The sequence below is a fragment of the Streptomyces sp. NPDC097981 genome (assembly GCF_040302565.1).
GTDB lineage: Bacteria > Actinomycetota > Actinomycetes > Streptomycetales > Streptomycetaceae > Streptomyces.
The window spans coordinates 56,489-82,484 of the sequence record NZ_JBEORW010000024.1 but is presented as its reverse complement, the minus strand read 5'-3'; the positions used below and the strand labels follow the sequence as shown (position 1 = coordinate 82,484).

General features: G+C 71.7%; 27 protein-coding genes and 1 tRNA gene. 16 read left to right on the top strand and 12 right to left on the bottom strand.

What is annotated here, in order from left to right:
• Positions 1-144: 144 nt before the first annotated feature.
• Entirely contained in the window at positions 145-1,206 is a 1,062-nt protein-coding gene (locus tag ABTY04_RS23230; RefSeq protein WP_352215279.1) for a C40 family peptidase, read from the bottom strand.
• A 233-nt stretch (positions 1,207-1,439) separates the two neighbouring features.
• The gene (locus ABTY04_RS23225) at positions 1,440-2,276 is read right to left on the bottom strand and encodes a class I SAM-dependent methyltransferase (RefSeq protein ID WP_352215278.1); all 837 of its coding nucleotides are present in this window, start codon (positions 2,274-2,276) and stop codon (positions 1,440-1,442) included.
• A 206-nt stretch (positions 2,277-2,482) separates the two neighbouring features.
• Here ABTY04_RS23225 and mshA point away from each other — a divergent pair, with 206 nt between their 5' ends.
• Together mshA and ABTY04_RS23215 are read left to right on the top strand one after the other, a co-directional pair.
• The gene (mshA, locus tag ABTY04_RS23220) at positions 2,483-3,853 is read left to right on the top strand and encodes a D-inositol-3-phosphate glycosyltransferase (RefSeq protein ID WP_352215277.1); all 1,371 of its coding nucleotides are present in this window, start codon (positions 2,483-2,485) and stop codon (positions 3,851-3,853) included.
• On the top strand, positions 3,846-4,331 hold the full coding sequence (locus ABTY04_RS23215) for a type III secretion system chaperone family protein (RefSeq protein WP_352215276.1): 486 nt from the start codon (positions 3,846-3,848) through the stop codon (positions 4,329-4,331). Before mshA ends, ABTY04_RS23215 begins: the two co-directional genes overlap by 8 nt.
• 55 nt (positions 4,332-4,386) lie before the next feature.
• Here the strand turns inward: ABTY04_RS23215 and ABTY04_RS23210 are convergent, their stop codons facing one another.
• Positions 4,387-5,733, bottom strand: coding sequence for an MDR family MFS transporter (locus tag ABTY04_RS23210; RefSeq protein WP_352215275.1), 1,347 nt, complete (start codon positions 5,731-5,733; stop codon positions 4,387-4,389).
• A gap of 185 nt (positions 5,734-5,918) precedes the next feature.
• On the opposite strand from ABTY04_RS23210, the gene ABTY04_RS23205 reads away from it, so the two are divergent.
• The 3 genes from ABTY04_RS23205 to ABTY04_RS23195 all read left to right on the top strand — a co-directional run bounded on the left by ABTY04_RS23205 (position 5,919) and on the right by ABTY04_RS23195 (position 7,791).
• Positions 5,919-6,680: a phosphoglyceromutase gene (locus tag ABTY04_RS23205; RefSeq protein WP_352215274.1), complete on the top strand. Its 762-nt coding sequence runs from the start codon at positions 5,919-5,921 to the stop codon at positions 6,678-6,680.
• 353 nt (positions 6,681-7,033) lie between these two features.
• Positions 7,034-7,243, top strand: coding sequence for a hypothetical protein (locus ABTY04_RS23200; RefSeq protein ID WP_352215273.1), 210 nt, complete (start codon positions 7,034-7,036; stop codon positions 7,241-7,243).
• 191 nt (positions 7,244-7,434) lie between these two features.
• Positions 7,435-7,791, top strand: a complete 357-nt coding sequence (locus tag ABTY04_RS23195) for a carboxymuconolactone decarboxylase family protein (RefSeq protein WP_352215272.1) — start codon at positions 7,435-7,437, stop codon at positions 7,789-7,791.
• A gap of 82 nt (positions 7,792-7,873) precedes the next feature.
• Here ABTY04_RS23195 and ABTY04_RS23190 read toward each other — a convergent pair whose 3' ends face one another.
• Positions 7,874-8,023 (bottom strand): hypothetical protein, encoded by a 150-nt coding sequence (locus ABTY04_RS23190; RefSeq protein WP_266665998.1) that lies wholly within the window; start codon positions 8,021-8,023, stop codon positions 7,874-7,876.
• Positions 8,024-8,123: 100 nt separating this feature from the next.
• Positions 8,124-8,801 (bottom strand): phosphate signaling complex protein PhoU, encoded by a 678-nt coding sequence (phoU, locus tag ABTY04_RS23185; protein ID WP_030858619.1) that lies wholly within the window; start codon positions 8,799-8,801, stop codon positions 8,124-8,126.
• A 219-nt stretch (positions 8,802-9,020) separates the two neighbouring features.
• On the opposite strand from phoU, the gene phoR reads away from it, so the two are divergent.
• Together phoR and phoP are read left to right on the top strand one after the other, a co-directional pair.
• Positions 9,021-10,247 (top strand): two-component system sensor histidine kinase PhoR, encoded by a 1,227-nt coding sequence (gene phoR, locus ABTY04_RS23180; RefSeq protein ID WP_352215271.1) that lies wholly within the window; start codon positions 9,021-9,023, stop codon positions 10,245-10,247.
• A gap of 44 nt (positions 10,248-10,291) precedes the next feature.
• The gene (phoP, locus tag ABTY04_RS23175) at positions 10,292-10,963 is read left to right on the top strand and encodes a two-component system response regulator PhoP (RefSeq protein ID WP_466527820.1); all 672 of its coding nucleotides are present in this window, start codon (positions 10,292-10,294) and stop codon (positions 10,961-10,963) included.
• Between the two features lie 92 nt (positions 10,964-11,055).
• Here phoP and ABTY04_RS23170 read toward each other — a convergent pair whose 3' ends face one another.
• A complete protein-coding gene (locus ABTY04_RS23170) occupies positions 11,056-11,727 on the bottom strand; it encodes a copper chaperone PCu(A)C domain-containing protein (RefSeq protein WP_352215270.1) in 672 nt (223 codons plus the stop codon).
• Positions 11,728-12,376: 649 nt separating this feature from the next.
• Between ABTY04_RS23170 and ABTY04_RS23165 the strand changes: the two genes are divergently transcribed.
• The 6 genes from ABTY04_RS23165 (at position 12,377) to ABTY04_RS23140 (ending at position 18,691) form a co-directional block, all read left to right on the top strand.
• Entirely contained in the window at positions 12,377-12,859 is a 483-nt protein-coding gene (locus tag ABTY04_RS23165) for a CarD family transcriptional regulator (RefSeq protein WP_003953493.1), read from the top strand.
• Positions 12,860-13,096: 237 nt separating this feature from the next.
• The gene (ispD, locus tag ABTY04_RS23160; protein ID WP_352215269.1) at positions 13,097-13,843 is read left to right on the top strand and encodes a 2-C-methyl-D-erythritol 4-phosphate cytidylyltransferase; all 747 of its coding nucleotides are present in this window, start codon (positions 13,097-13,099) and stop codon (positions 13,841-13,843) included.
• On the top strand, positions 13,833-14,387 hold the full coding sequence (gene ispF, locus ABTY04_RS23155; protein ID WP_352215268.1) for a 2-C-methyl-D-erythritol 2,4-cyclodiphosphate synthase: 555 nt from the start codon (positions 13,833-13,835) through the stop codon (positions 14,385-14,387). The genes ispD and ispF overlap by 11 nt, the downstream gene beginning before the upstream one ends.
• A gap of 85 nt (positions 14,388-14,472) precedes the next feature.
• Positions 14,473-15,873: a cysteine--tRNA ligase gene (gene cysS / locus ABTY04_RS23150; protein ID WP_352215267.1), complete on the top strand. Its 1,401-nt coding sequence runs from the start codon at positions 14,473-14,475 to the stop codon at positions 15,871-15,873.
• An 85-nt stretch (positions 15,874-15,958) separates the two neighbouring features.
• Entirely contained in the window at positions 15,959-16,930 is a 972-nt protein-coding gene (gene rlmB, locus ABTY04_RS23145; RefSeq protein WP_352215266.1) for a 23S rRNA (guanosine(2251)-2'-O)-methyltransferase RlmB, read from the top strand.
• Positions 16,931-17,068: 138 nt separating this feature from the next.
• Positions 17,069-18,691 (top strand): DoxX family protein, encoded by a 1,623-nt coding sequence (locus ABTY04_RS23140; protein ID WP_352215265.1) that lies wholly within the window; start codon positions 17,069-17,071, stop codon positions 18,689-18,691.
• Positions 18,692-18,799: 108 nt separating this feature from the next.
• On the opposite strand, the gene ABTY04_RS23135 is transcribed toward ABTY04_RS23140, so the two are convergent.
• The 3 genes from ABTY04_RS23135 to ABTY04_RS23125 all read right to left on the bottom strand — a co-directional run bounded on the left by ABTY04_RS23135 (position 18,800) and on the right by ABTY04_RS23125 (position 21,308).
• Entirely contained in the window at positions 18,800-19,579 is a 780-nt protein-coding gene (locus ABTY04_RS23135) for a nucleotidyltransferase family protein (RefSeq protein ID WP_352215264.1), read from the bottom strand.
• Between the two features lie 46 nt (positions 19,580-19,625).
• The gene (locus ABTY04_RS23130; protein ID WP_352215263.1) at positions 19,626-20,039 is read right to left on the bottom strand and encodes a hypothetical protein; all 414 of its coding nucleotides are present in this window, start codon (positions 20,037-20,039) and stop codon (positions 19,626-19,628) included.
• Between the two features lie 180 nt (positions 20,040-20,219).
• On the bottom strand, positions 20,220-21,308 hold the full coding sequence (locus tag ABTY04_RS23125; protein WP_352215262.1) for an ABC transporter ATP-binding protein: 1,089 nt from the start codon (positions 21,306-21,308) through the stop codon (positions 20,220-20,222).
• A gap of 322 nt (positions 21,309-21,630) precedes the next feature.
• On the opposite strand from ABTY04_RS23125, the gene ABTY04_RS23120 reads away from it, so the two are divergent.
• Positions 21,631-21,708: transfer RNA gene (locus tag ABTY04_RS23120), tRNA-Thr, on the top strand.
• A 93-nt stretch (positions 21,709-21,801) separates the two neighbouring features.
• Here the strand turns inward: ABTY04_RS23120 and ABTY04_RS23115 are convergent.
• The gene (locus ABTY04_RS23115; protein WP_352215261.1) at positions 21,802-23,196 is read right to left on the bottom strand and encodes an NAD(P)/FAD-dependent oxidoreductase; all 1,395 of its coding nucleotides are present in this window, start codon (positions 23,194-23,196) and stop codon (positions 21,802-21,804) included.
• A 153-nt stretch (positions 23,197-23,349) separates the two neighbouring features.
• On the opposite strand from ABTY04_RS23115, the gene ABTY04_RS23110 reads away from it, so the two are divergent.
• The gene (locus tag ABTY04_RS23110; RefSeq protein WP_352215260.1) at positions 23,350-23,829 is read left to right on the top strand and encodes a GNAT family N-acetyltransferase; all 480 of its coding nucleotides are present in this window, start codon (positions 23,350-23,352) and stop codon (positions 23,827-23,829) included.
• A 33-nt stretch (positions 23,830-23,862) separates the two neighbouring features.
• Here the strand turns inward: ABTY04_RS23110 and ABTY04_RS23105 are convergent, their stop codons facing one another.
• Positions 23,863-24,366 carry an FBP domain-containing protein gene (locus tag ABTY04_RS23105; protein WP_352215259.1) on the bottom strand — a complete coding sequence of 168 codons (504 nt, stop codon included), beginning with the start codon at positions 24,364-24,366 and terminating at the stop codon, positions 23,863-23,865.
• Positions 24,367-24,548: 182 nt separating this feature from the next.
• On the opposite strand from ABTY04_RS23105, the gene ABTY04_RS23100 reads away from it, so the two are divergent.
• Positions 24,549-25,223, top strand: coding sequence for a pentapeptide repeat-containing protein (locus ABTY04_RS23100; RefSeq protein WP_352215258.1), 675 nt, complete (start codon positions 24,549-24,551; stop codon positions 25,221-25,223).
• Between the two features lie 230 nt (positions 25,224-25,453).
• On the opposite strand, the gene ABTY04_RS23095 is transcribed toward ABTY04_RS23100, so the two are convergent.
• A complete protein-coding gene (locus ABTY04_RS23095) occupies positions 25,454-25,957 on the bottom strand; it encodes a hypothetical protein (protein ID WP_352215257.1) in 504 nt (167 codons plus the stop codon).
• Positions 25,958-25,996: the final 39 nt, after the last annotated feature.

Below are 25,996 nucleotides of genomic sequence, written 5' to 3'. Positions count from 1 at the left end.
GGGGTTGCCTCGGCCGGCGCCTTCCCGGCCCGCCCGCCGAGCGTACGCAGGGTCCCGCGCGACGTGACCGCCGGGCGGGGCTTCCCGAGGTGCCGGTGCCGGTGCCGGCGCCGGCACCGGCGGCAGCGGCAGACGCCGCCGCGGTCACGCGTCGGGGCGGACCACTGCCTTGATCGGCATCGAGCCCGCGCCGGTCAGGGTGATGTTGCGGCCCGGGCGGGGGGCGTGGACGATCGCGCCGTCGCCCACGTACATCCCCACGTGGCTCGCGTCGTCGAAGTAGATGATCAGGTCACCCGGCCGCATGTCCTTGATCGCGACCTTCGGCAGCAGTCGCAGCTGCTCCTGCGAGGTGCGCGGGATGCCCTTGCCCGCCGCGAGCCAGGCCTGCGAGGTGAGGCCGGAGCAGTCGAAGGAGTCCGGGCCCTCGGCGCCCCACTTGTACGGCTTGCCGATCTGCCCCGTGGCGAACCGGACCGCCTTCTTCCCTGACTCCGACGCCGAGCTGTTGATCTCCTTCAGCACGCCCGTCGACAGCCACGACGTCTGCGCCTTGTACTGCGCGTCCTGTTCCAGCTGGATCAGCCGGGCCTTCTCCTCGGCCTCCAGCTTGCTCTCCAGCGACTCCGCCGCCTTGATCTTCTCCTCGATCTGCTTCTTCGAGGTCTCCTGCTTGACCCGGTTGGCTTCCAGCTTCTCCCACTGCGCGCTCGCGTCCTTCGCGTACTGCTGCAAGTCGCCCTGGGTGCGGTTCATTTCGGACAGGAGGTCCGCGGTCGCCTTCTCGCCCTGGCGGATCCGGTCCGCTCCGTCGAGGAACTGGCTCGGGCTGCCGCTCAGGGCCAGCTGCGCGCCGGCCGGCATCCCGCCCGAGCGGTACTGGGCGCGCGCGGCGGCCCCCGCCCGGTTCTTCAGGGCCGTGATCCGGTCCTGGCCGGCCACCACCTGCTTCGCGATCTCGACGATCTTGGCGGACTGTGCCTTCGTCTCGCTGTCGGCGAGGTTGTACGCGTCCGTCGCCGTGCCCGCCTGGTGGTACAGCTCGTCGATCTCCTTGCGCACCTGCTCAAGGGACTTGGCACCCGGTTCGGGCAGCGGCGCAGCCTGGGCAGCGCCCGTCATGCCCGACACCGCGAGCAGCGCCGTCGCACACAGCAGCGTGAGAGCGGACGAACCCCTCCACCGCCTACGCTCCACGGTCCCCATGGCCCCCCCAAGGTGCCCCGAGCCGGATCCGCCGTCGGACCGGCATCACATCTGACTATTCATCAGTAACTTTGCACTGCCTTCGGGATGGTGCCACGAGTCGGTGAATTCCAACACCCTCACGGGCATCCCCACGATCTTGTCCGCCCGTTGCCGGTTCCGCCCCAGTCCCCCACACCCGTCCCCGACGCTCAACGGGCCACACCGGCGACCGGTTCCCCGCCGCGCCACATTCACCCCGCCGGGCGCAACGCCTCCCAGCGCACCGTCAGTTCCCCCTGCCGCCACCGCCCCGGGCCGTCCGCCAGCGGCCAGTCCGCGGCCAGCGCCCGCGCCGTCCGGATCCAGCGCTGCCGCGCCCCGTACGAGGCGTACGGGGCCGCCGCCGCCCACGCCCGGTCGAAGTCGCGCAGGAAGGCGTGCACCGGTTCGCCCGGCACATTGCGGTGGATGAGCGCCTTCGGCAGCCGCTCCGCCAGGTCCGAGGGGCGCTCCAGGGAGCCGAGCCGGGTCGCGAACGTCACCGTGCGCGCCCCCTCGGGCCCCAGCGCGACCCACACATGGCGCCGCCCGATCTCGTCACAGGTGCCCTCGACGAGCAGCCCGTCCGGGGCCAGCCGCGCACACAGCCGCTCCCAGACCGCCGCCACCTGCTCCTCGTCGTACTGGCGCAGTACGTTCGCCGCGCGGATCAGCGCCGGCCGGGCCCCGCCCTCCAGCGGAACCTCGAACCCCCCGTGCCGGAAGCTGAGCCCCTCCCGCTCGTACGGCTTCGCCCCCGCGACCCGCGCCGGCTCGATCTCGATGCCGACCACGCGCACCCGCGGCGCCGCCTCCCGCAGCCGTGCCAGCAGCTCCACCGCCGTCCACGGCGCGGCCCCGTAGCCGAGGTCCACCGCGACCGGCGCCTCCGCACGGCGCAGCGCCGCCCCGTGCGTGGCCGCGATCCAGCGGTCCATGCGGCGCAGCCGGTTCGGGTTCGTCGTCCCGCGCGTCACCGTGCCCACGGGGCGGGCCCGGCCGCCCGGGCTGCCGGCGCGGCTGGGGGGCGGAGTGGCGCGGGAGGACATGCGCCGAGCGTAAGCGGAGCGCCCCCGCCGAAGGAAAAGCGCGCAAGCGGGCAGGCCGCGGAGCAAACGCCGAAGAAAAAAGATCGCCCCCCGGAATGCGGGACACGGCCGTTCGGGTTGCACTCCTTGAAGGGCGCCCCGTGCGCTCCGTCGCCATGCCCTGCCCGCCCCGCCATGCCGTCGTCCGAGCGAGAGGAACTGCTCCCTTGAGCCAGTACGTGTCCCGCCTCGGCGGCCGGATCGCCGCCGCCCGCGGCACCCGCCACGACCCGCCCCGCCTGCGCCTGCCGGCCGTCGGCCACCACCGCAAGCCGCGCCGCGTCGCCATGCTCAGCGTGCACACCTCACCGCTGCACCAGCCCGGCACCGGCGACGCCGGCGGCATGAACGTGTACATCGTGGAGCTGGCCAAGCGCCTCGCCGCGATCGGCATCGAGGTCGAGATCTTCACCCGCGCCAGCGAGGGCGGCCTCCCGCCCGTCGTCGAGCTGGCCCCCGGAGTCCTCGTCCGGCACGTGGACGCGGGCCCGTACGAAGGCCTCGCCAAGGAGGAGCTCCCGGCCCAGCTGTGCGCCTTCACCCACGGCGTCATGCAGGCCTGGGCCGGCCACCGGCCCGGCTACTACGACCTCGTCCACTCCCACTACTGGCTCTCCGGGCACGTGGGCTGGCTCGCCGCCGAGCGCTGGGGCGTCCCCCTCGTGCACGCGATGCACACCATGGCCAAGGTCAAGAACGCCGCCCTGGCCGAGGGCGACACCCCCGAGCCCGCCGCCCGCGTCATCGGCGAGACCCAGATCGTGGCCGCCGCCGACCGGCTCATCGCGAACACCACCGAAGAGGCAGAGGAGCTCGTCCGGCACTACGACGCCGACCCCGGAAAGGTGGCCGTCGTCCATCCCGGCGTGAACCTGGAACGGTTCACCGTCGGCGACGGCCGGGCCGCCGCCCGCGCCCGCCTCGGCCTGCCGCAGGACGCCGTCATCCCGCTCTTCGCCGGGCGGATCCAGCCGCTCAAGGCCCCCGACATCCTGCTGCGCGCCGTCGCCGAGCTCGTCGACCGGGACCCGGCGCTCCGCCGGAGCCTCTTCGTCCCCGTCGTCGGCGGCCCCAGCGGCAGCGGCCTCGCCAAGCCGGAGGGGCTCCAGAAGCTCGCGGCGACGCTCGGCATCGCCGACCTCGTCCACTTCCACCCGCCGGTCCGCCAAGACGCTCTCGCCGACTGGTTCCGGGCCGCGTCCGTGCTGGTCATGCCCTCGTACAACGAGTCCTTCGGGCTCGTCGCGATCGAGGCCCAGGCCACCGGTACGCCGGTGCTGGCCGCCGAGGTCGGCGGGCTGCCGGTCGCCGTCAACGACGGGGTGACGGGGATCCTCGTACCCGGGCACGACCCGGTGGACTATGCGCGGGAGCTGCGGCGCTTCGTGGACGAACCCGGGCTCGCGGACCGGATGGGCGCCGAGGCCGCGCGGCACGCGCAGTTCTTCGGCTGGGACACCGCGGCGAGCGGCACGGCGGACGTGTACACCGCTGCCATGCATGATCACCGCCGTCGCGTACGCTCCCACCATGGCTGACACCGCCGCGATCATCGAGAGCACGCTGACCCAGGCCGGACTCGACTGGGAGAGCCCCGAGACCGGCTCGTACGTCGTCCAGCTCCCCGGCACGCGCAAGCTGTCCACCACCTGCTCGATCCGGGTCGGCCGGCACTCGCTGTCGGTCAACGCGTTCGTGATCCGCCACCCCGACGAGAACGAGGCCGGCGTCCACCGCTGGCTGCTGGAGCGCAACCTCAAGCTGTACGGGATGGCCTACGCGGTCGACCGCCTCGGCGACGTCTACCTGGCGGCCCGGCTCCCGCTGTCGGTGGTGAACCCCGAGGAACTGGACCGGCTGCTCGGCACGGTCCTGGAGGCGGCGGACGGCGCGTTCAACACCCTGCTGGAGCTGGGCTTCGCGAGCGCGATCCGCCGCGAGTACGAATGGCGCGTCTCGCGGGGCGAGCCGACGCGCAACCTGGACGCCTTCAAGCACCTGACGAAGCCGGCCTGAACGCCGAGAGGCCCCCGCGGGCGCGGGAGCCTCGTACGGCGCGGGCGGACCGGCCCTAGACGTCGACGGCGGCCGGGGCGGGTGACGGAGCCGGGTCGGGAGCCGGGGCCGGAGCCGCGGCGGTGGTGTCCGGTGCGGTGGTGTCCGGTGCGGCGGCAGGCCCGACGCCCGGTTCCGCGGCCACCGGCGCCGGCTCGCCCCGCGCCAGGTTCCGCATCAGCAGCCAGTAGCCCAGCGCCGCCACGGTGCCCAGCAGCGCCACGGACGCCCAGAGCCAGCCCGGGCCCCACCGGTCGATCATGAACCCGGCCATCAGCGGAGCCACCAGCGCGGCCACCGACCAGGACATCGTGTACATGCCCTGGTAGCGGCCGCGCCCGTGCAGTGGGGAGAGCCGGGCGACCAGGCCCATCTGGGTCGGCGAGTTGATGATCTCCGCCAGCGTCCACACGCAGACGCTCAGCCCCAGGCTCCACACCGACCCGCCGAAGGCCGTCAGCCCGAACCCGTACCCGGCCAGCAGCGCCGAGACCACCAGCAGCTTCTGCGGGTCGCCCTTCTCGATGAACCGGGTGACCGGGATCTGCAGCAGCACGATCAGCACCCCGTTGACCGCGATGACCAGGCCGTAGTCCCCCGTGGAGAATCCGCCCGCGCCCATGGCCAGCGGCAGTCCGAACGACCCCTGCGTGAAGATCAGCGAGATCAGGAACGACAGCCCGACCACGCCCATGAAGCGCCCGTCCCGCAGCACCGCGCCGAGCCCGATCTCCGGTGCGGCGGCGGCCTGCTCCGCGGCGGTCCGCTCCGGTCGCGACTCCGGCAGCTTCACGTACACGAGCACCGCGCAGACCAGCGTCAGCGCCGCCTCGCCGAGGAACCCTGCGAGGTAGCTGTACTCGGCGACGAACCCCGCAACCGTCGACGAGACCGCGAAGCCGAGGTTGATCGCCCAGTAGTTCAGCGCGAAGGCCCGGACCCGGTCCTGCGGCCGGACGATGTCGGCCATCATCGCCTGCACCGCGGGGCGCGAGGCGTTCGAGGTCATGCCGACCAGCAGCGCCACCGCCGCGATCGCCGCCGGATGCTCCATGAAACCGAGCAGCGCGACCGAGAACGCCGTCGAGGCCTGGGCCGCCATCAGCGTCGGCCGCCGGCCCAGCCGGTCGGTCATCACCCCCGCGACCAGCGAGGAGATCACCCCGCCGAGCCCGTGCAGGGCCACCACGAGTCCCGCGAAGGAGGCCGAATAGCCCCGGTCCACGGTCAGGTACAAGGTCATGAAGGTGGCGACGAAGGCCCCGAGCCGGTTCACCAGGGTGCTGGTCCACAGCCACCAGAACTCGCGGGGGAGGCCGGCCACGCTCTCGCGCGCCGCCCGTCTGAGACTGGCAACGGACATACGGAATCCCCCCGGCGATGTAAGTGGCTCTCCTGCTCACCGCACCGTACGGGGGAGAGGTCTTCGAAGGCCACCGGATTGACGCGCACCGTCAATCGACGCCCGCTCCAAGGCCGTTCCGCCGCAGTTCCCAGGCCGTGGACACCGAACGCAAGCGCCCCCGCGCGTCCACTACGCTCGTACGCATGGCCGACGCACCGTACAAGCTGATCCTCCTCCGCCACGGCGAGAGCGAATGGAACGCGAAGAACCTGTTCACCGGCTGGGTGGACGTCAACCTCAACGAGAAGGGCGAGAAGGAGGCGGTCCGCGGCGGTGAGCTGCTCAAGGACGCCGGCCTGCTCCCCGACGTCGTGCACACCTCGCTCCAGAAGCGCGCGATCCGCACCGCGCAGCTGGCGCTTGAGTCCGCCGACCGCCACTGGATCCCGGTGCACCGCTCCTGGCGCCTGAACGAGCGGCACTACGGTGCGCTCCAGGGCAAGGACAAGGCCCAGACCCTCGCCGAGTTCGGCGAGGAGCAGTTCATGCTGTGGCGCCGCTCGTACGACACCCCGCCGCCGGCCCTTGAGGACGGTACGGAGTTCTCGCAGTCCGAGGACCCGCGCTACTCCTCCATCCCGCCGGAGCTGCGCCCGAAGACGGAGTGCCTCAAGGACGTCGTCGTCCGCATGCTGCCGTACTGGTACGACGGCATCGTCCCGGACCTGCTGGCCGGCCGCACGGTCCTGGTCGCCGCGCACGGCAACTCCCTGCGCGCCCTGGTCAAGCACCTCGACGGCATCTCCGACGCCGACATCGCGGGCCTGAACATCCCGACCGGCATCCCGCTCGCGTACGAGCTCGACGCCGACTTCAAGCCCCTCAACCCGGGCGGCACCTACCTCGACCCGGCCGCCGCGGCGGCCGCCATCGAGGCCGTCAAGAACCAGGGCAAGAAGAAGTAAGTTTTGCGATCATGCCTCCCACCTGCGCATACGGCGCGGGCGGGGGGCATTTTCGCGTCCTGGGACCTCTGAACTCGGACAACCACTTCGTAGTCAGCCGTGAACTCGCGGCGGAGATGAAGCGGCGGTACAGCGCCGAACCGGCGGCTCAGGACCACCACGCCAACCTGCGGCGCCGGGGCAGGAGAAGCCCGGGTTCCTGCCCGGCCGGGGCCTGTCCGACAGGTCGCGTCACCGACCCCGCACCCGACATCACTGTCACCCGAATGGCCCAACGTGACGTGCCACCCAGATGGGTGAACATCAAGCTGACTAGTGCCCCCAACCGAGGCAATCCGTGAAAGGGAAACCAAATGCGCATTCGACGAATCCTCGCCGCCGTCATCGCCACGGCAGCCCTCGCCGGACTCGGCCTCACAGGCGCCGCCACAGCCACCGCCGCCACCGCACAGGGTGCCCCGACCTACGTCACCCCTTCTCAGTGCGAGCAGGGCGGCGGAGTGGCAGATCTGACGGACAACCTCTGCAAGGGCGGTACGCACAACGGGGAGAGGATCGACTGAACCCCACAAGGCGCCCCGCGGCCACGCACCGCGGGGCGCTCCCGCGCGAGCGCAGCCGGGGGCCCCGAACGGACCAACGCGCGCGAGAGCCGGGCCGGCCCTACGGTGGAAGGGCAATCGCCGACACGCGGAGGCCGGTGGTCCCGGGTTGCGCGCGTGGGCTCCGTACGTACCGATAGGCGGTCCGAAACATGGCCAAGACCTCCGACACGCCGGTCCTCGACACCCTCGCCGCGATGACCCTCGATTCGATCGAGCGGTGCGGCATGGACGACAGCACGCTCATCCTGACCCGCATCGCCGCACTCGTGGCCATGGATGCGCCGCCGGTCTCCTACCTCGCCCACATCGGTGCCGCGGCCAAGGTCGACCTGAGCGCCGAGCAGATCCAGGACGTGCTCGTCGCGATCGCCCCTGTCGTGGGCACGGCCCGCGTCATGTCGGCCTCGGGGCACATCGCGCAGGCACTCGGCTTCGCCATCGCCTTGGAGGAGGCCGAGGCCGAGGCCATGGCGGAGGCCGATGCCAAGAGCCGCCGCAAGTCCTGAGCGGGCCCGGCTCCCGCGCGAAGGGCCCCGGCCGACGGGTTCGGACGGGGCCCTTCACATACGGTATGCCGGGTCGGCGGGATCAGCCGCCGCACTGGCACGGTGCGCCGGACTGGCAGCCGCAGCCGCAGCCCGAGCCGCAGCCGCAGGCTGCGAGCAGGGGGAGCCGCAGCGGTTCAGGCCGGGGCTGCTGCTCGTGGTCCGGGGTGATGGGGACGGGGGAATCGGGCATGGATCCTCCTCGCAGGCGGCGTGCGTGGCGTCGTGGTGCCTTCGCCCTCATTCATGCCCAGCCACACCGGCGCGTCAACGGCGCACTGGGGCAGAACGGCTCAGACGCCCTCGACCTGCGTCGGCGCCTGCAGCTCGTCCGCGTGCTCGCCCGTCACCAGGTAGACGACGCGCTTGGCCACCGACACCGCGTGGTCCGCGAAGCGCTCGTAGTAGCGGCCCAGCAGGGTCACGTCGACCGCCGTCTCGATGCCGTGCTTCCAGCGGTCGTCCATCAGGTGCTGGAACAGCGTGCGGTGCAGCTGGTCCATCTCGTCGTCGTCCTGCTCCAGCTGGAGGGCCAGGTCGACGTCCTTCGTGATGATGACCTCGGCCGCCTTCGCCATCAGGCGCTGCGCCAGCTGCCCCATCTCCAGGATGGTCGCGTGCAGGTCCCGCGGTACGGCGGTGTCCGGGAACCGCAGCCGGGCCAGCTTCGCCACGTGCTGGGCCAGGTCGCCCGATCGCTCCAGGTCGGCGGACATGCGCAGCGAGGTCACCACGATGCGCAGGTCGGTGGCGACCGGCTGCTGGCGGGCCAGCAGCGCGATCGCGCGGGCCTCCAGGTCGTGCTGGAGGTCGTCGACCTTCTGGTCGGCGGCGATGACGCTCTCGGCGAGCTTCAGGTCGGCGTCGAGCATGGACGTCGTGGCCCGCCCGATCGCGGAACCGACGAGCCGTGCCATCTCGACCAGGCCTTCCCCGATCGAGTCCAGTTCCTCGTGGTACGCGTCACGCATGGATTGTCCCTCTCTTGCCTACTGCCTACTGCCTCTTGCCCCATGGGCCGGGCCGGGGCGGCCTCATGCCCCACGTTGACACGTTCGGCCGCAAACGCGTCCGACTCCGGCATCACAAGTGAATCAGCCCCGTCGTCACGGTGAACTCTGGGCGACGACTGTTCGAGGTGCCACCCGAACGGCTGTGGAAGTGCCGTTGTGCCTGCTTAACCTGGATGCATGGACGTGAACGCGGCGGTCGCCGCAGCTGCAGCGATCGCCGGTCTTTGCACCGGTGTGATCGCGATGCTGGCGTTCCGCTGGAGCGAGCGCGACCAGGCCCGCCCCACCCGGAGCTCCATGCGCCCGGACATCAACGCGGTGCTCCCGCCCGGTGTGGACACCGTCCTCTCCGTGCTCCGATCCTCCGCCGTCGTACTCGACGAGGGCGATGCCGTGGTCAAGGCCAGCTCGGCCGCGTACGCCCTCGGGCTGGTCCGCGGCGGCAAGCTGGCCGTCGAGCCCATGCTCCACATGGCCCGCGACACCCGCCGCGACGGGGAGATACGCCAGGTCGAGCTCGACCTGCCCCGGCGCGGCACCGGCCGCGGCGAGGCCCTCGCGGTCTCGGCGCGCGTCGCCCCGCTCGGCTCCCGGCTGGTTCTGCTCCTGGTCGAGGACCTCACCGAGGCCCGCCGCATCGAGGCCGTGCGGCGCGACTTCGTCGCGAACGTTTCGCACGAGCTGAAGACCCCGGTGGGGGCGATCTCCCTGCTGTCCGAGGCCGTCATGGACGCCGCGGACGACCCCGAGGCGGTCAGCCGCTTCGCCGGCCGCATGCAGATCGAGGCCGCCCGCCTGATCAGCCTCGTGCAGGAGCTCATCGACCTCTCCCGGGTACAGAACGACGACCCGCTTGAGGACGCGGAGCCCGTACGGGTGGACACGCTCGTGGCCGAGGCCATCGACCGCTGCCGCCACACGGCGTCCTCGAAGCAGATCACCATGGCTTCGGGCGGCACCGCCGACCTGCGCGTCTGGGGCAACCGCGGACAGCTCGCGGCAGCCCTCGGAAACCTGGTCGAGAACGCCGTCAACTACAGCCCCGCCCGCACCCGCGTCGGCATAGCCGGACGCAGGGTGTCGGCACCCGGGGGAGACCTGATCGAGATCGCCGTGACCGACCAGGGCATCGGCATCCCGGAGAAGGACCGCGAGCGGATCTTCGAGCGCTTCTACCGCGTGGACCCGGCCCGCTCCCGCGCCACGGGAGGAACCGGCCTCGGCCTTGCGATCGTGAAGCACGTAGCGGCCTCGCACGGCGGGGAGGTGTCCGTCTGGAGCTCGGAGGGTCAGGGCTCCACGTTCACCCTGCGCCTGCCGGAAGCAGCCGCTCCGGCTTCGGGGTCCGCGGTCTCCCCGGCCTCGGAGCCCGCACCCGCACCCAGCCACGCCACGCCTTCCTGACCAGAACCAGCCATTCCTGCCCCGGAGGTCCTTCCGTGACCCGAGTGCTCGTCGTCGAGGATGAGGAATCCTTCAGCGACGCCCTGTCCTACATGCTCCGCAAGGAGGGCTTCGAGGTCGCCATCGCCGCGACCGGGCCCGACGGGCTCGACGAGTTCGAGCGCAACGGCGCCGACCTCGTCCTCCTCGACCTGATGCTCCCCGGCCTGCCCGGCACGGAGGTCTGCCGGCAGCTGCGCGGCCGCTCCAACGTGCCCGTCATCATGGTGACGGCCAAGGACAGCGAGATCGACAAGGTCGTCGGGCTGGAGATAGGAGCCGACGACTACGTCACCAAGCCCTTCTCCTCGCGGGAGCTGGTCGCCCGCATCCGCGCGGTCCTGCGCCGCCGCGGAGAGCCGGAGGAGGTCACCCCGGCCGCGCTGGAGGCCGGACCCGTACGGATGGACGTCGACCGCCACGTGGTCACCGTCGCCGGAGCCAAGGTGGACCTCCCCCTGAAGGAGTTCGACCTGCTGGAGATGCTGCTGCGCAACGCGGGCCGCGTACTGACCCGCATGCAGCTGATCGACCGGGTCTGGGGCGCCGACTACGTCGGCGACACCAAGACCCTGGACGTGCACGTGAAGCGCCTCCGCGCCAAGATCGAGCCGGATCCGGGTGCGCCGCGCTACCTGGTGACGGTCCGCGGCCTGGGCTACAAGTTCGAGCCGTAGGCCGCGCCGCGCACGCCGTAGCGGCAGCCGTACACGAAAGGGCCCCCTCCGCCGCAGCGGAGGGGGCCCTTTCGTACGCGGTGGCGCCTGGCTCAGTGGCCGGCGCTCGGCGAGGGGGAACCCGACGGCGAACCCGAGGGGCCGGTGGAAGCGGCACCCGACGGGGTCGTGGCCGGGGAACCGGACGGGCTGCCCGACGGCGTGCCGGAGGGGCTGCCCGACGGGGTGGCGCCGGGGGCGGCGATCGGGGCCTCGGTCGGGCCGAAGGCCGCGTACATGCCGGTGTTCGGGACGACGAAGGCCTCAAGCTCCACGTCACCCGTGTTGCTCAGCTGGAAGACGACCTTCTGCGCGTTGCCGTTCTCCACCGCCGCGGCGTTGTCGATCACGGCGGAGGCATTGCCCTTGCCGCCCAGGACCACGGAGCCGTGGGCCGGCACGGTGACCTTGCCGGTGCCCTCGGCGGCCTTCAGCGTGACCTTGGCCTTGCCACCCGGGAGGGTGATCGAGTCAAGGGTCTGCGCCTTGGTACCGCTGTTGAAGAGCGTCGCCGAGACGGCGCCGGGGCCGCCCTTCTTGTCCTTCTCGCCCTGGGTGATCACCAGCGCGTTCTGGATCTTGATGTCGCCCTTGGTGGCGGCGGCGTTGTCCGGCTTGATCTGGAGCGTCTGCGCGTCGCTGCCCGCACCGCAAGCGGCCAGCGAGGCGATCGAGAACGCGATGGCGGTGGCGGCGAGGGCGCCGCGTCGAAGGCTGCGGCTCACGGCGGCGGCAACTCCTTGGACGTACGGAACGGAAGGGTGGGCAGTCTCGGAGCGGCCGAGGTAAAGCCGCCCTAAGGGTGTGTCAGCGCGCTTAGGTTACCGACCGGCCGCCCAGCCCCCGCACCCGACCCTCCGCAGCGCCCGGGCCGCCCCGCGCGGGTCCCGCGATCTTGCATTCCGTCCGTGCTCCGGGCCGCGCTTCGGCCCTCTCTTCCGTCCGCTCTTCCGCTCGGCACTTCCCGTGCCGTTCATCTGCCGATCACGTGCCGTCCGCAAATCGCGGACCGGGCCCCGGGTGATCAATTCCGGGATTCCTTCGAACGGTCCCCGGTGATCAATTCCGGATTGGGCCGGAACCGCTCCGTACAGGTGGCCGCCAGTCGAACGGAGTAGTTCGGTTTCCCGGCTTCGAAACCGGCAAAACGGGACGTACGTCACACTGACGGGGTCGCCGCCCAGGTGTAACGTGGCCCTTTCGCCCGGTCCGCACAGCGCCTCCGACCTGCGAATACCCCCCTCCGGAAGCCCTCCGCAGCACGTTCGTGTCGCTGTTGTCAAGCCCCGAGATGTGCCCTGACCTGCGAAAACGCCATTCATAACAGTCAGTTCTCGTGTTACCCTGGATAGCCACGGAAGGGGTACCTGTCACATGACGTTCAAGGTTGGCGACACCGTGGTCTATCCCCATCACGGGGCCGCGCTGATCGAGGCCATCGAAACTCGCCAGATCAAAGGCGTGGACAAGACCTACTTGGTGCTCAAGGTCGCCCAGGGCGACCTGACGGTTCGTGTGCCTGCGGACAATGCGGAGTTCGTCGGCGTTCGCGACGTAGTCGGCCAGGACGGGCTGGACCGGGTCTTCGAGGTGCTTCGTGCACCGTATGCCGAAGAGCCGACGAACTGGTCCCGGCGCTACAAGGCAAATCTGGAGAAGCTCGCTTCTGGCGATGTCATCAAGGTCGCCGAAGTGGTGCGTGACCTGTGGCGTCGTGAGCGTGAGCGCGGGCTTTCCGCGGGCGAGAAGCGCATGCTCGCGAAGGCGCGCCAGATCCTGGTGAGCGAGCTCGCGCTCGCTGAGAACACCAACGAGGACAAGGCGGAGGCCCTCCTCGACGAAGTTCTCGCGTCCTGACGCGAAACATCGTTCACACAGTTGTGCCGCGGTGCCCGATGACAAGCCCTCTCCTCCACGAGCGGGCTGTTGCCGGGCGCTGCGGCATGTCTGTACCCATACCTTTTTTCCACCGGCGTGCCGGGTCCGGACAGCCTGCTCGACCGGTCGTCACGGAAGGGGCGAGGGCGTCGCACCCGGCACCCTTCAGGCCATACCCATGTCGGCCGAAGTCACAAACCTGGCTCGGAGCTACTGATGTCTGACGAATCGCGCCCCCACCGCACCGCCGCGGTGATCCCGGCCGCCGGCCGCGGGGTACGCCTCGGCCCGGGTGCCCCCAAGGCCCTGCGGGCCCTCGGCGGCACCCCCATGCTCATCCACGCCGTCCGCGCGATGGCCCGCTCCCGGGCCGTCTCCCTCGTGGTCGTCGTCGCCCCCTCCGACGGTGCGGCCGAGGTGCGCCGGCTCGTCGACGAGCACGCCCTGCCCGACCGGACCGAGATCCTGGTCGTCCCCGGCGGCGATACCCGCCAGGAGTCCGTACGCGCCGGCCTCGCCGCGCTCCCCGCGGACATCACCTCCGTCCTCATCCACGACGCGGCCCGCCCGCTCGTCCCCGTGGACACCGTCGACTCCGTCGCCCTGGCCGTACGCGACGGCTCGCCCGCCGTGGTGCCCGCCCTGCCGCTGGCCGACACCGTCAAGGAGGTCGAGCCGGGCGCGCCCGGCGAGGCCGAGCCGGTCGTAGCCACCCCCGAGCGTGCCCGGCTGCGCGCCGTCCAGACCCCGCAGGGCTTCGACGTCGCCACCCTCGTCCGCGCGCACGAGACCATCGCCGTCGACGGCGAGGGCGCCACGGACGACGCCGGAATGGTGGAGCGGCTCGGCGTCACCGTCATGGTGGTCCCCGGCCACGAAGAGGCCTTCAAGGTCACCCGTCCGCTCGACCTGGTCCTCGCCGAGGCCGTACTCGCCCGCAGGAGGGCCACCGATGCGTACTAGCTCCGCAGGTTCCGAGGAGTCCGCCGGAGCGGGGACGGGCTCCCCGGCCCCCGCCGCCGCGCCCCTGATCCCGCTCGTCGGGATCGGCACCGACGTGCACGCCTTCGAGACCGGCCGCGAACTGTGGTGCGCCGGCCTGCTGTGGGAGGGCGAGGACGGCCTCGCCGGGCACTCCGACGGCGACGTCGCCGCCCACGCCGCCTGCGACGCCCTCTTCTCCGCCGCCGGCGTCGGTGACCTCGGCGCACACTTCGGCACCTCCCGTCCCGAGTGGTCCGGCGCCGCCGGCGTCACCCTTCTGACGGAGGCCGCCCGCATCGTCCGCGCCGAGGGCTTCGAGATCGGCAACATCGCCATCCAGGTGATCGGCGTACGCCCGAAGATCGGCAAGCGGCGCGAAGAGGCACAGAAGGCGCTGGCCGCGGCCGCGGGCGCCCCCGTCTCCGTCTCGGGCACCACCACCGACGGCCTCGGCCTCACCGGCCGTGCCGAAGGCCTCGCCGCCATCGCCACCGCGCTGGTGTACCGGACGAACCCGGCCTAGCCGGGACACCGCTTCGGCAAGAAAGCACCCCCGCGCCCCGTAAAGGGTCGCGGGGCACTGCCACGGGCCCACTACCCTGGATGCCGTGACTATTCGCCTGTACGACACCAGCGCCCGGCAGATCCGCGACTTCACCCCGCTCGTCCCGGGCTGCGTCTCGATCTACCTCTGTGGTGCGACCGTGCAGGCCGCCCCGCACATCGGGCACATCCGCTCGGGCCTCAACTTCGACATCATGCGCCGCTGGTTCGAGTACCGGGGCTACGACGTCACCTTCATCCGCAACGTCACCGACATCGACGACAAGATCATCGCGAAGTCCGCCGAGCAGGGCCGCCCCTGGTGGTCCATCGGCTACGGCAACGAGCAGGCCTTCAACGCCGGGTACGACGCCCTCGGCTGCCTGCGGCCGACGTACGAGCCGCGCGCAACCGGCCACGTCCCCGAGATGATCGAAATGATGCGCGGCCTCATCGAGCGCGGTCACGCCTACGAGGCCGAGGGCAACGTCTACTTCGACGTGCGCTCCTTCCCCGGCTACCTGAGCCTGTCCAACCAGGAGCTCGACAACCTGCTCCAGCCCTCCGGCGAGGGCGAGACCGGCAAGCGCGACCCGCGTGACTTCGCGATGTGGAAGTCCGCCAAGCCCGGCGAGCCCTCCTGGGAGACCCCGTGGGGCCACGGCCGCCCCGGCTGGCACCTGGAGTGCTCCGCCATGGCGCACAAGTACCTCGGCGAGGCCTTCGACGTCCACGGCGGCGGCCTCGACCTGATCTTCCCGCACCACGAGAACGAGATCGCCCAGGCCAAGGCCTTCGGGGACGAGTTCGCCAGGTACTGGGTGCACAACGCCTGGGTCACCATGTCCGGCGAGAAGATGTCCAAGTCGCTCGGCAACTCGGTGCTCGTCTCCGAGATGGTGAAGGCCTGGCGGCCCATCGTGCTGCGCTACTACCTCGGCACCCCGCACTACCGCTCGATGATCGAGTACAGCGAGGAGGCGCTGCGCGAGGCAGAGTCCGCCTTCGCGCGCATCGAGGGCTTCTGCCAGCGCGTCGTCGAGAAGGCCGGCAAGACCGTCGACCCGGCCCCGGAGGTCCCGCCGGCCTTCGCCGACGCCATGGACGACGACCTTGGCGTCCCGCAGGCGCTCGCCATCGTCCACACCACGGTCCGGCAGGGCAACAGCGCCCTCGCCGCCGACGACAAGGACGCGGCCATCGCGCGCCTGTCCGAGGTGCGGGCCATGCTCGGCGTCCTCGGCCTCGACCCCCTCGACCCGCACTGGGCCGAGGAGACCGACCGCGGCGACGACCTCCACGGCGCCGTCGACACCCTCGTACGCCTCGTCCTGGAGCAGCGCGAGTCCGCCCGGGCCCGCAAGGACTGGGCGACCGCCGACGCCATCCGCGACCAGCTCCAGCAGTCCGGCCTCGTCATCGAGGACAGCCCGGCCGGACCGCGCTGGACGCTCGGACCGCGCTGACCGGCCATGTTGTGCCGCTCGGGGTTCCGGGCGGCACACTCTTCATACGTACATATCGCAGCACCAACGAAAACAGGTAGAGGTCATGGCCGGGAACAGCCAGCGCAGGAACCGCCGCACGTCCAACAAGAAGGGCGCGACGATCGGCAGCGGTGGCCAGCGGCGCAAGGGCCTGGAGGGCAAGGGCCCCACGCCCAAGGCCGAAGACCGCAAGAAGCACAAGGCGAACCGCATCGCCAACGCCATGGCCCGCCAGGCCGCCAAGCGCCGCCCCGCCCCCCGCCGCGGCGGCCCCAAGGGCAGCAGCGAGATGGTCGTCGGCCGCAACTCCGTCTTCGAGGCCCTGCGCGACGGCGTCCCCGCCACCACCCTCTACGTGCAGCAGTTCATCGACAACGACGAGCGCGTCCGCGAGGCCCTCCAGCTCGCCGGCGAGCGCGGCAACATCAACCTGATGGAAGCCCCGCGCCCCGAGCTCGACCGGATGACCAACGGGCTCAACCACCAGGGCCTGGTCCTCCAGGTCCCGCCGTACGAGTACGCGCACCCCGAGGACCTCACCGACGCCGCCCACGACAACGGCGAGGACCCGCTCATCGTCGCCCTCGACGGTGTCACCGACCCCCGCAACCTCGGCGCGATCGTCCGCTCCGTCTCCGCCTTCGGCGGCCACGGCGTGGTCATCCCCGAGCGCCGCGCCGCCGGCATGACCGCCGGTGCCTGGAAGACCTCGGCCGGCACCGCCGCCCGCACCCCGGTCTCGCGCGTCACCAACCTGACCCGCGCCCTCCAGGAGTACAAGAAGGCCGGCATCGCCATCGTCGGCCTCGCCGCCGAGGGCACGCACGAGGTCCAGGACCTGGAGGCGCTCGCCGGCCCGGTCGTGATCGTCGTCGGCTCCGAGGGCAAGGGCCTCGGCCGCCTCGTCGGCGAGAACTGCGACTACCTCGTCCGCATCCCGATGCCGGGCGGCGCCGAATCGCTCAACGCCGGTGTCGCCGCGGGCGTCGTGCTCTACGAGGCGGCCCGCCGCCGCGCCACGACGCCCCGCACCTGAGCTCTGCCGAATGGCCCACGGATCGTGACCCGTGAGCGTGCCACCCCGCCCGTTTCGGGCGGGGTGGCTTGATCTTGACGGGTCTCGGACACATCGCTCCGGTCAAGGCAGTGTCCTAACCACTGATCACTCGGTTAGATGAGTGTGGACACCAGAACGTCAGGGTTCGACGACCAGCCCGCGCTGAGCATGGTCAAGGTGCCGTGCGACCCCGCACAGGTCATCGTCAACCACGCCAGCTTCCGCGTGCGGCTCGCACCGAGCCCGAGCGCGCGTTCCAAGCCCGTGAATGCCCCCGGCCGCGTGCCCGTCCTCGGCGGCGCCGTGGTCGCCGCCGGCGTCGGCCGCCGCCGGGCCCCCGTCGTCTGGAGCGGCAGGTCCGCCCCCGGCGACACCGCCGCCATGGGCGGACTCCTCCAGGCCGTACGCGAGCACGGGCGCGGATACGACGGCTACGACGAGGGCGACGGCGGCGCGACCCAGACCATCCCCCGCGTCGACCTCGCCCACGACTTCGCCGAGGACGCGCTGGCCACGCTGGCCACGCCGACCGTCATCGGCCAGCGCAGCTACGGAGCCCCGGACGAGACCCGCGCGCTGCCCCCCGTACGCGACCTCCCGTACGCCCCCGCGTACGCGGGCAGCGGCGGCCCCTACGACGGGGGCCCCTACGACGGCAGCCCCTACGACGGCGGACCCGGCGCCGACTCCCGCCGGACCCCCTCCGACACCCGCGGGCAGGCCTCGTACTACCCCGGCCGCCGGATGAACCTCGGCGTCGTGCTCCTCCCGCTGCGCGTCTTCCTCGGATTCATCTGCATCTACGCCGGCATGGGCAAGCTGTGCGACCCCGTCTACTTCGACGGCGGCGAACGCGGCTCCATGGTCACGTGGCTGCGCACCCTCCACCCCTGGGCGCTCGCCGAACCCCTGCGCGACTTCGCCCTCGCCCACCCCGTCGGGGCCGGGCTCAGCGTTGCCTTCCTCCAGGTCATCGTCGGCGTGCTGACCGTCCTGGGCCTGTGGCAGCGGTTCGCCGCCTGCATCGGCGCTCTGCTGTCCGCCGCACTGCTGATGACGGTGAGCTGGAAGACCGTCCCCGCCTACGACGCCCCCGACATCATCTACCTGGCCGCCTGGAGCCCGCTGATCATCGCCGGCGCCCCCGTCTACTCCCTCGACGGGCGCCTCGCCGGCGAGGCCTGGCGGACCCTCGGACCGCGCTCCGAGATCTGGCGGCTGCGCCGCCGCGTCCTGCGCCGCGGAACCGTCATGGCCACCCTCGTCTGCGGGCTCACCCTGCTCGTGGGCTCGCTCCTCGGCGGCGCCGTCCGCTCCACCACCGTGGTCACCGTGCCCGGCCCGGGGCAGCCCCCCAGCAACTACCTGCCCGGCTCCCCGCTCCCGCAGGCCCCGGCCAAGCAGCAGCAGTCGCAGCGGCCGCAGCAGCCGACCGCCCAGCAGCCCTCCAAGCCGGCGGAACCCACCGCCAGCGCCTCGGCGCCCGCCGCCAAGTCCGGGCGCAGCGGCACCGGTTCCACCACCAAGGAGAGCGCGGGCAGCGGATCGCAGTCGCCCACCGCGACCCGCGGTTCAGGGTCCGGCACCGGCTCGGGCTCCGGCAGCAGCCAGAGCTCGGGCAGCACGTCCAGGCAGTCCGCCGCGAAGCAGCCGTCCTCCGCGTCGGGCAGCAGCGGCAGCAGCAGCGACGGGGACGCGCCGTCGAAGAAGCCCGGACTCGTCGGCGGCCTCCTCGGCTGACGGCGGGACGGACCGGAACGGAAGAACGAGAGGGGCCCGGCGCGCAGTGTGCGCGCCGGGCCCCTCTGCGCCCTCTGCGTTCTTCCGTGTTCTCCGCCGTCGACGGCCTCAGGCGCCGCTCTGCGCGGCCAACTCCCGTGCCGCCTCGGTCAGGTCCTTCGCCGTGTCGATCGCCCGCCAGTAGGCCCCCTGCGGCAGCGGAAAGCCCGCCAGCCGCCGCTCCCGCGCCAGCCGCGGGAACGTCGTACGCTCGTGATCACCCAAGTCCGGCAGCAGCGCCGCGAATTCGGGACCGAAGACGTAGACGCCCGCATTGATCAGATACGGCGACGGCGGCGACTCGATGAAGTCCAGCACCTGCCCGAACTCGTTGGTCTCCACCACCCCCCACGGAATCCGCGGCCGCGCCAGCGCCAGCGTCGCCGTCGCCCCCCGCTCGGCATGGAACGCCGCCATCTCGCGCAGCGAGAACCGCGTCCAGATGTCCCCGTTCGTCGCGTACCAGGGCCGGTCCGGGTGCGGCAGGTGCCGGGCCGCGTACTTCAGCCCGCCGCCGCGCCCCAGCGGCTCCTCCTCCACCACCGTGGTCACCCGCAGCGGCAGATCCGCCTGCGCCAGCCACTCCTGCAGCACCCCCGCGAGATGCCCGCACGACACCACGGCATCCGTCACCCCCTCGGCCGCCAGCCAGGCCAGCTGATGCCCGATGATCGGCACTCCCGTCCCCGGGATCTCGACCATCGGCTTCGGCCGGTCGTCCGTGTACGGGCGCAGCCGCGAACCCTGGCCACCCGCCAGCACGACCGCCTGAGCAGGCGCCTGAGCGAGGGAGGCCGGGAACGCGGCTGCGGAAACGGAGGAGCGGGACACGGGAGGTACGTCGGTCATGGCCGTCAGCGTAGAGGCCCCGGCCCGGGGGAGTACGGCGGCGCCGTCAGCCCATCGAGGCGACGCCGGTCGCGTACGCCGTGTCGCAGACGGGACGGGCGAAGGACTGCGCCTTCGTCGGGCCGTACACGTCCACCGCGGCCCGTCCCAGTGCCCGCGCGATCCCCACGCAGTGCTCGGCCAGCGACGGCCGCCGGTCCACCTCCTGCTGGAGGTGCATCAGGACGTCACCCGGCGTCTCGCCCTGCTGGAGTTCACCCAGCAGCTTGTCGCGCAGCACGTCCTGCGCGGCACGCGGCTTCGCGGGGACGGACACGTCCTCGGCGGAGGCGGTCAGGATCTGGGAAGGGGTGTTGTCCGCCCAGGGGACCATGGTGACCGCGAGGGTCCCGGACAGGACCAGGACGACGGGCAGGACCAGGGCGAGGGAACGGCCGATACGGCGGGCAGTGTGGGTCACGAGGGCGAGAGTAGCGCTCGGTGAAGATGCGGCGACATTCAGTCACCCGGTCGGGGGATGGTTCGACGTGATTTTTCGAATCGGGGGTTGACGGGTGGGGCTGAATGGACCGGTCTGCCCGGGATGGCCGAGAGGGGCGCCCCCGGCCGGGAGCACCCCTCTCGTACCTTGTGTCTGCCGTCAGTCGGAGAGCCGCTCACCCGACGACGTCGAGAACACGTGGATCTCGCCCGCCCGCGGTGCCACGTGCAGGGTCGAGCCCTTCTCCGGCACCTGGCGGCCGCCCACGCGCACCACGATGTCCTGCGCGCCCTCCGCCTCGGTGGTGCGGCCGTACACGTAGCCGTCGGCGCCGAGCTCCTCGACGACGTTGACGGTGATGGTCAGCCCGCCCTCGGTGCCGACGTCGAAGTGCTCGGGGCGCACGCCGACCGTGACGGTGCGGTCGCCCGCGTCCGCGGCGGCGGACAGCGCCTCGCGGGACACCGGGACCACGCTGTCGCCGAACTTCACGCCGCCGTCGGTGATCGGGACCTCGACCAGGTTCATGGCCGGGGAGCCGATGAAGCCGGCGACGAACAGGTTCGCCGGGCGGTCGTACATGTTGCGCGGGGTGTCGACCTGCTGGAGCAGGCCGTCCTTGAGGACCGCCACCCGGTCGCCCATCGTCATGGCCTCGACCTGGTCGTGGGTGACGTAGACGGTGGTGATCCCGAGGTCGCGCTGGAGCGCGGCGATCTGGGTGCGGGTGGACACGCGGAGCTTGGCGTCGAGGTTCGACAGCGGCTCGTCCATGAGGAACACCTGCGGCTTGCGCACGATGGCGCGGCCCATGGCGACGCGCTGGCGCTGACCGCCCGAGAGCGCCTTCGGCTTGCGGTCGAGGTACTGGGTGAGGTCGAGCATCTTCGCCGCGTCCTCGACCTTCTTGCGGATGGTCGCCTTGTCCTCGCCGGCGATCTTGAGCGCGAAGCCCATGTTGTCGGCGACGGTCATGTGCGGGTACAGCGCGTAGTTCTGGAACACCATCGCGATGTCCCGGTCCTTGGGCGGCAGGTGCGTGACGTCGCGGTCGCCGATGCGGATGGCGCCGCCGTTGACGTCCTCCAGCCCGGCCAGCATGCGCAGCGAGGTGGACTTTCCGCAGCCCGAGGGCCCGACGAGGACGAGGAACTCGCCGTCCTCGATGTGCAGCTCAAGCTCGTCGACGGCGGGCTTGTCGCCGCCGGGGTACAGCCGGGTCGCCTTGTCGAAAGTGACAGAAGCCATGGTGATGAATCCCTTCAACCGGCAGGAACGTGCCGGACGATCCGAGTGGAAGGTCTAGTCCAGTAATCAGGACTTCCGCCCGACGCTACCCCCCGGATCCCCTTCCTGTCAGCACTCCCACCTGCGTGACTTCGGACTCTGTTCGATCTGCCGGACCCGGACGCCTGGATGACGGGCATGACCGGCATGCAGCGTCCCCGCGACGTCCGCGAACTGATCCGCGTCCTCGGGAGGGGTTGCGCAGCCCGGAAAGTTCTTCGCGGTGAAGTCTGGTCGCTGTGTAAAGTGAAGGCGATTCTGTGCGCTGCGCAGTGTCACATGTGCCTCCTTAGCTCAGTCCGGCCAGAGCAACGCACTTGTAATGCGTAGGTCGTCGGTTCGAATCCGACAGGGGGCTCCATCCCAGGTCAGAGGCTTCTGGCTGAGGGGATTCGTACGGAGGCGGAAGGCCCCGGGCCCTTGTGGTCCGGGGCCTTCCGTGTGTGCCGGGGCGTCAGTGGCGGCCCGAGATGCGGTTCGCCAGGCGGGCCAAGGGGGTTGTCGTCGGAGCGCGGGTCGCGGATTCGTGGCGGTCCGCCTCGCGGTAGGCCGCGTAGAGGGCCTGGACGCCGAGCCAGCGGAAGGGCTCAGGCTCCCAGCGGCGGACGCGGTGGTTGACCCAGGGGAGGGTGGTCAGGTCCGTCGACTCGCCCAGGACCAGGTCGCGCAGGGTGCGGGCCGCGAGGTTGGAGGTGGCGACTCCGGAGCCGACGTAACCGCCGGCCCAGCCGAGGCCCGTCGTGCGGTCCAGGGTGACCGTGGCGCACCAGTCGCGGGGGACGCCGAGGACGCCCGACCAGGCGTGGGTGATCTCCACTCCCGTGAGGATCGGGAAGAAGGAGGTCAGGAGGCGGGTGAGGGAGTCGATCGTGGACTGCTGGGTGGTGCCGTCGGTGTCCGTGCGCGAGCCGAAGCGGTACGGGACGCCGCGGCCGCCGATCGCGATGCGGTCGTCCGCGGTGCGCTGGGCGTACATGTAGGCGTGGGCCATGTCGCCGAGGGTGCAGGCGTCCGACCAGCCCAGGCGGGACCACACCTCGGGCGGCAGCGGGGCCGTCGCGATCATCGACGAGTTCATCGGGAGCCAGGACCGCTTCTGGCCCTTGAGGGCCGCGGTGAAGCCCTCCGTGCAGCGCAGGACGTACGGGGCGCGGACCGTGCCGTACGGGGTGACGGCCCGTCGGGGGGCGATCTCGGTGACGGGGGTGGATTCGTGGATGACCACGCCGAGGCGTTCGCAGGCGGCGGCCAGGCCCTTCACCAGCTTGAGGGGGTGGATGCGGGCGCCGTGCGGGGTCCAGCTGGAGCCGACGGCGTCGGCGATGTCGATGCGGGCGCGGGTGTCGGTGGCGTCGTAGAGCTCGCGGTCGGTCTCGCCGAAGGCGAGTTCGGCGGAGTGGAAGGCCTTGAGGCGGCTGAGCTGGGCGGGGGTGCGGGCGACTTCGAGGACGCCGCCGCGGTGGATGTCGGCGTGGATGTCCTCCTTGGCGGCCACGTCGATGACTTCGGTGACGGTGTCGTTCATGGCCTGCTGGAGGCGGAGTGCGGCCTGGTGGCCGTGGAGTGCGGCGTAGCGGTCGCGTCCGGCGATGCCGTTGTAGAGCCAGCCGCCGTTGCGGCCGGAGGCCCCGTAGCCGCAGAACTTCTGCTCCAGGACGGTGACGCGGAGGTCGGGGGCGGCGGACTTGAGGTAGTAGGCGGTCCACAGACCGGTGTAGCCGCCGCCGACGATGACGACGTCTGCCGTGGCGTGGCCGGTGAGAGGGGCGCGGGGTGGCTGGGTGGCGCCGGGCTGCGGAGGGGCTGTGTCCGTCGCGTACCAGAAGGAGATGCCGCCGTTGATCGTCATGGGGGAGTTGGTACACGGGGTTCCGGAAGGGTGTCCAGGTACCGGGTGCCGGGTTTTGGGGCGCGAGAGGCGGCCTTTTGGCTGATGCGGCCGGGGTGGTGGCGTCCGTAGGGTGCCGGTGGGGGTTTCGTGTGCCGCGCTTAGGCTGCCGGCATGATCCGTAGCGCTGTTGTCGAAGACGTTCCCGTCATCCACGCCATGATCCGCGAGCTGGCGGAGTACGAGAAGGTGCCGCACGAGGCGCGGGCCGCGCAGGAGCAGTTGCGGGAGGCGCTGTTCGGGGTGCGGCCGGCGGCGTTCGCGCACATCGCGGAGACGGAGGACGGGGAGGCCGTCGGGTTCTCGCTCTGGTTCCTGAACTTCTCGACGTGGCGCGGGGTGCACGGGATCCACCTGGAGGACCTGTACGTACGGCCGGGCGTGCGCGGCGGCGGGTACGGGAAGGCGCTGCTGGCGGAGCTGGCGCGGATCTGTGTGGAGCGCGGTTACGAGCGGCTCGAATGGGCCGTGCTGAAGTGGAACGAGCCGACGATCGCGTTCTACGAGGCCTTGGGCGCGCGGCCGCAGGACGAGTGGTCGGTGTACCGGCTGACGGACGAGGCGCTGGCGCGGCTGGGCTCGGCGCAGGGCTGAGGCCGCTGCGCCGGGCCGGCGGTGCGGACGCCGTCAGCCGGTGATCCTGGCGGTGAAGGCGTCGAGGTTGGTGCGGGCTCGGTCGATCTTCTCGGCGAGGGTGAGGGTCTCCTCGTAGCGGCCGGCGCGGAGCTTCGGCTGCCGCTTGCCCCGGAGGTAGAGGGAGCAGGCGAGGTCGGCGCAGACGTAGATGCCGACGGTGTTGCCCTCGCGGCCGCGGGCCCCGGCGAGGGGGGCGACGAGGAGGGAGACGCCGGAGGCGGCGTGGCCGGTGAGGCAGATCTGGCAGACGCTGGACTTGAGGGCGCTGGTGCGGCTCGTGCCGGGGACGCGGAGGGTGATGCCGACGGGGGTTCCGTCGGTGTCCCGGCGTACGAGGTGGGCGCGGAGCGGGGCGCCGGGGTCCACCCAGCCGAGGAAGTCGAGTGCTTCCCAGGGGAGTTCGCTGAAGTCCAGGGGCAGCTTCAGGCGGGCTGCCTCGCCCTTGGTGCAGTTCACGAAGGACGAACGGATCTGTTGTTCGGTGAGCGGGTCCACGTCGGGGGACGGTACGGGGGGATACGGGCCGCTGTCATCCGATATTCCCGGCGGGCGGGTGCCGGTCAGGGTTCGAGGACGGCCTTGCCGGTGGTGACGCGGGTCTCCAGGACGCGGTCGTGCGCTTGCGCGCGCGGAACGGTCCGGCGGGCGTTGTCAGTGGGGCGGGGGACGATGGGGGGATGGCGCGCAAGGGACAGCAGGAGACGGTGAAGGCGGCTCGGCGGCCGGAGGTTCGGCTTCCGGAGTTGAGGGCGTGGGAGGGCGGCGGGCTGGAGCCGGACGGGGACTACGACGGGCTGGAGTTCGCGGACCTGGACCTGGCGGGGCAGGAGGGCATCGGGGCCCGGTTCATGGACTGCGCGCTGCGGCGGTGCGCGCTGGACGAGGCGGGGCTGGCGAAGGCGCGGATCCTGGACTCGGTGCTGGAGGGGGTCCGGGGGGTGGGGACGGACCTGTCCGGGGCGCTGCTGCGGGACGTGGAGCTGGTGGAGGCACGCCTGGGCGGTGTGCAGTTGCACGGGGCGGTGCTGGAGCGGGTGGTGGTCCGCGGGGGGAAGATCGATTACTTGAACCTGCGGAAGGCGAAGCTCAAGGACGTGGTCTTCGACGGGTGCGTGCTGGTGGAGGCGGACTTCGCGGGCGCGGTGCTGGAGCGGGTGGAGTTCCGCGGATGTGCGCTGCGGGGGGCCGATTTCACCGGGGGTCGGATGGCGGACGTGGATCTGCGGGGTGCCGCGGAGCTGGACATCGCGCGCGGGGTGGACGCCCTGGCCGGCGCGGTGATCAGCCCGGCCCAACTCTTCGACCTGGCCCCGGCGCTGGCGGCGCAGCTGGGAGTCCGGGTGGTGTCGTAACCCGCGCCGGCCTGTGCCCCGGGTCCGCCGGGGGCGGGTCCGCCGGGCCGGCGGCCCGGATCCCGGCGGGGCCGAGCCCCGCTCCCCGGGCTCGGCGGCTGTGGCCCGGCTGATGGCCGGAGCTGCGGCCGGGCCCTGTATTCCGGTGCCCGCGGGCCCGGCGCCTGTGGCGCGGGTGTCATGCGGCCCGGACCCGGTGGGGCCGGTGCCCGTTGATCCCCGGCCAGGGGTCAGGCGGGGACTCGGGGGAAGCGGGACTGGAGGGTCCAGATGACGGGGTTGTCGGCGAGGCCGTCGTGCATGTCGACGAGGTCCGCGATCAGGTCGTGCAGGAAGTCGCGGGCTTCGCGGCGCAGCAGGCGGTGGCTGAAGGTCAGCGGCTCCTCCTCCGACGGCATCCAGTCGGCCTCGATGTCGACCCACCCGAAGCGGCGTTCGAAGAGCATCCGGTCAGTGGACTCGGTGAAGTCGAGTTCGGCGTACTGGCGGTTGGCGGAGCGGCTGCCGCGCGGGTCCTGGTCGAGCTGCTCGACGATGTCGCAGAGCGCCCAGGCGAAGTCCAGTACGGGCACCCATCCCCAGGCTGTGGACACTTCCCGGTCCTTGACGGTGTCGGCGAGGTAGACGTCCCCGCAGAACAGGTCATGGCGCAGGAGGTGGACGTCCGCCCTGCGGTAGTCGGTCTGCGGGGGGTCGGGGAAGCGCCGGGAGAGGGAGTAGCCGATGTCGAGCACGTACCCGATGGTGTCACGGGTGCGCGGCCGCCCCCACCC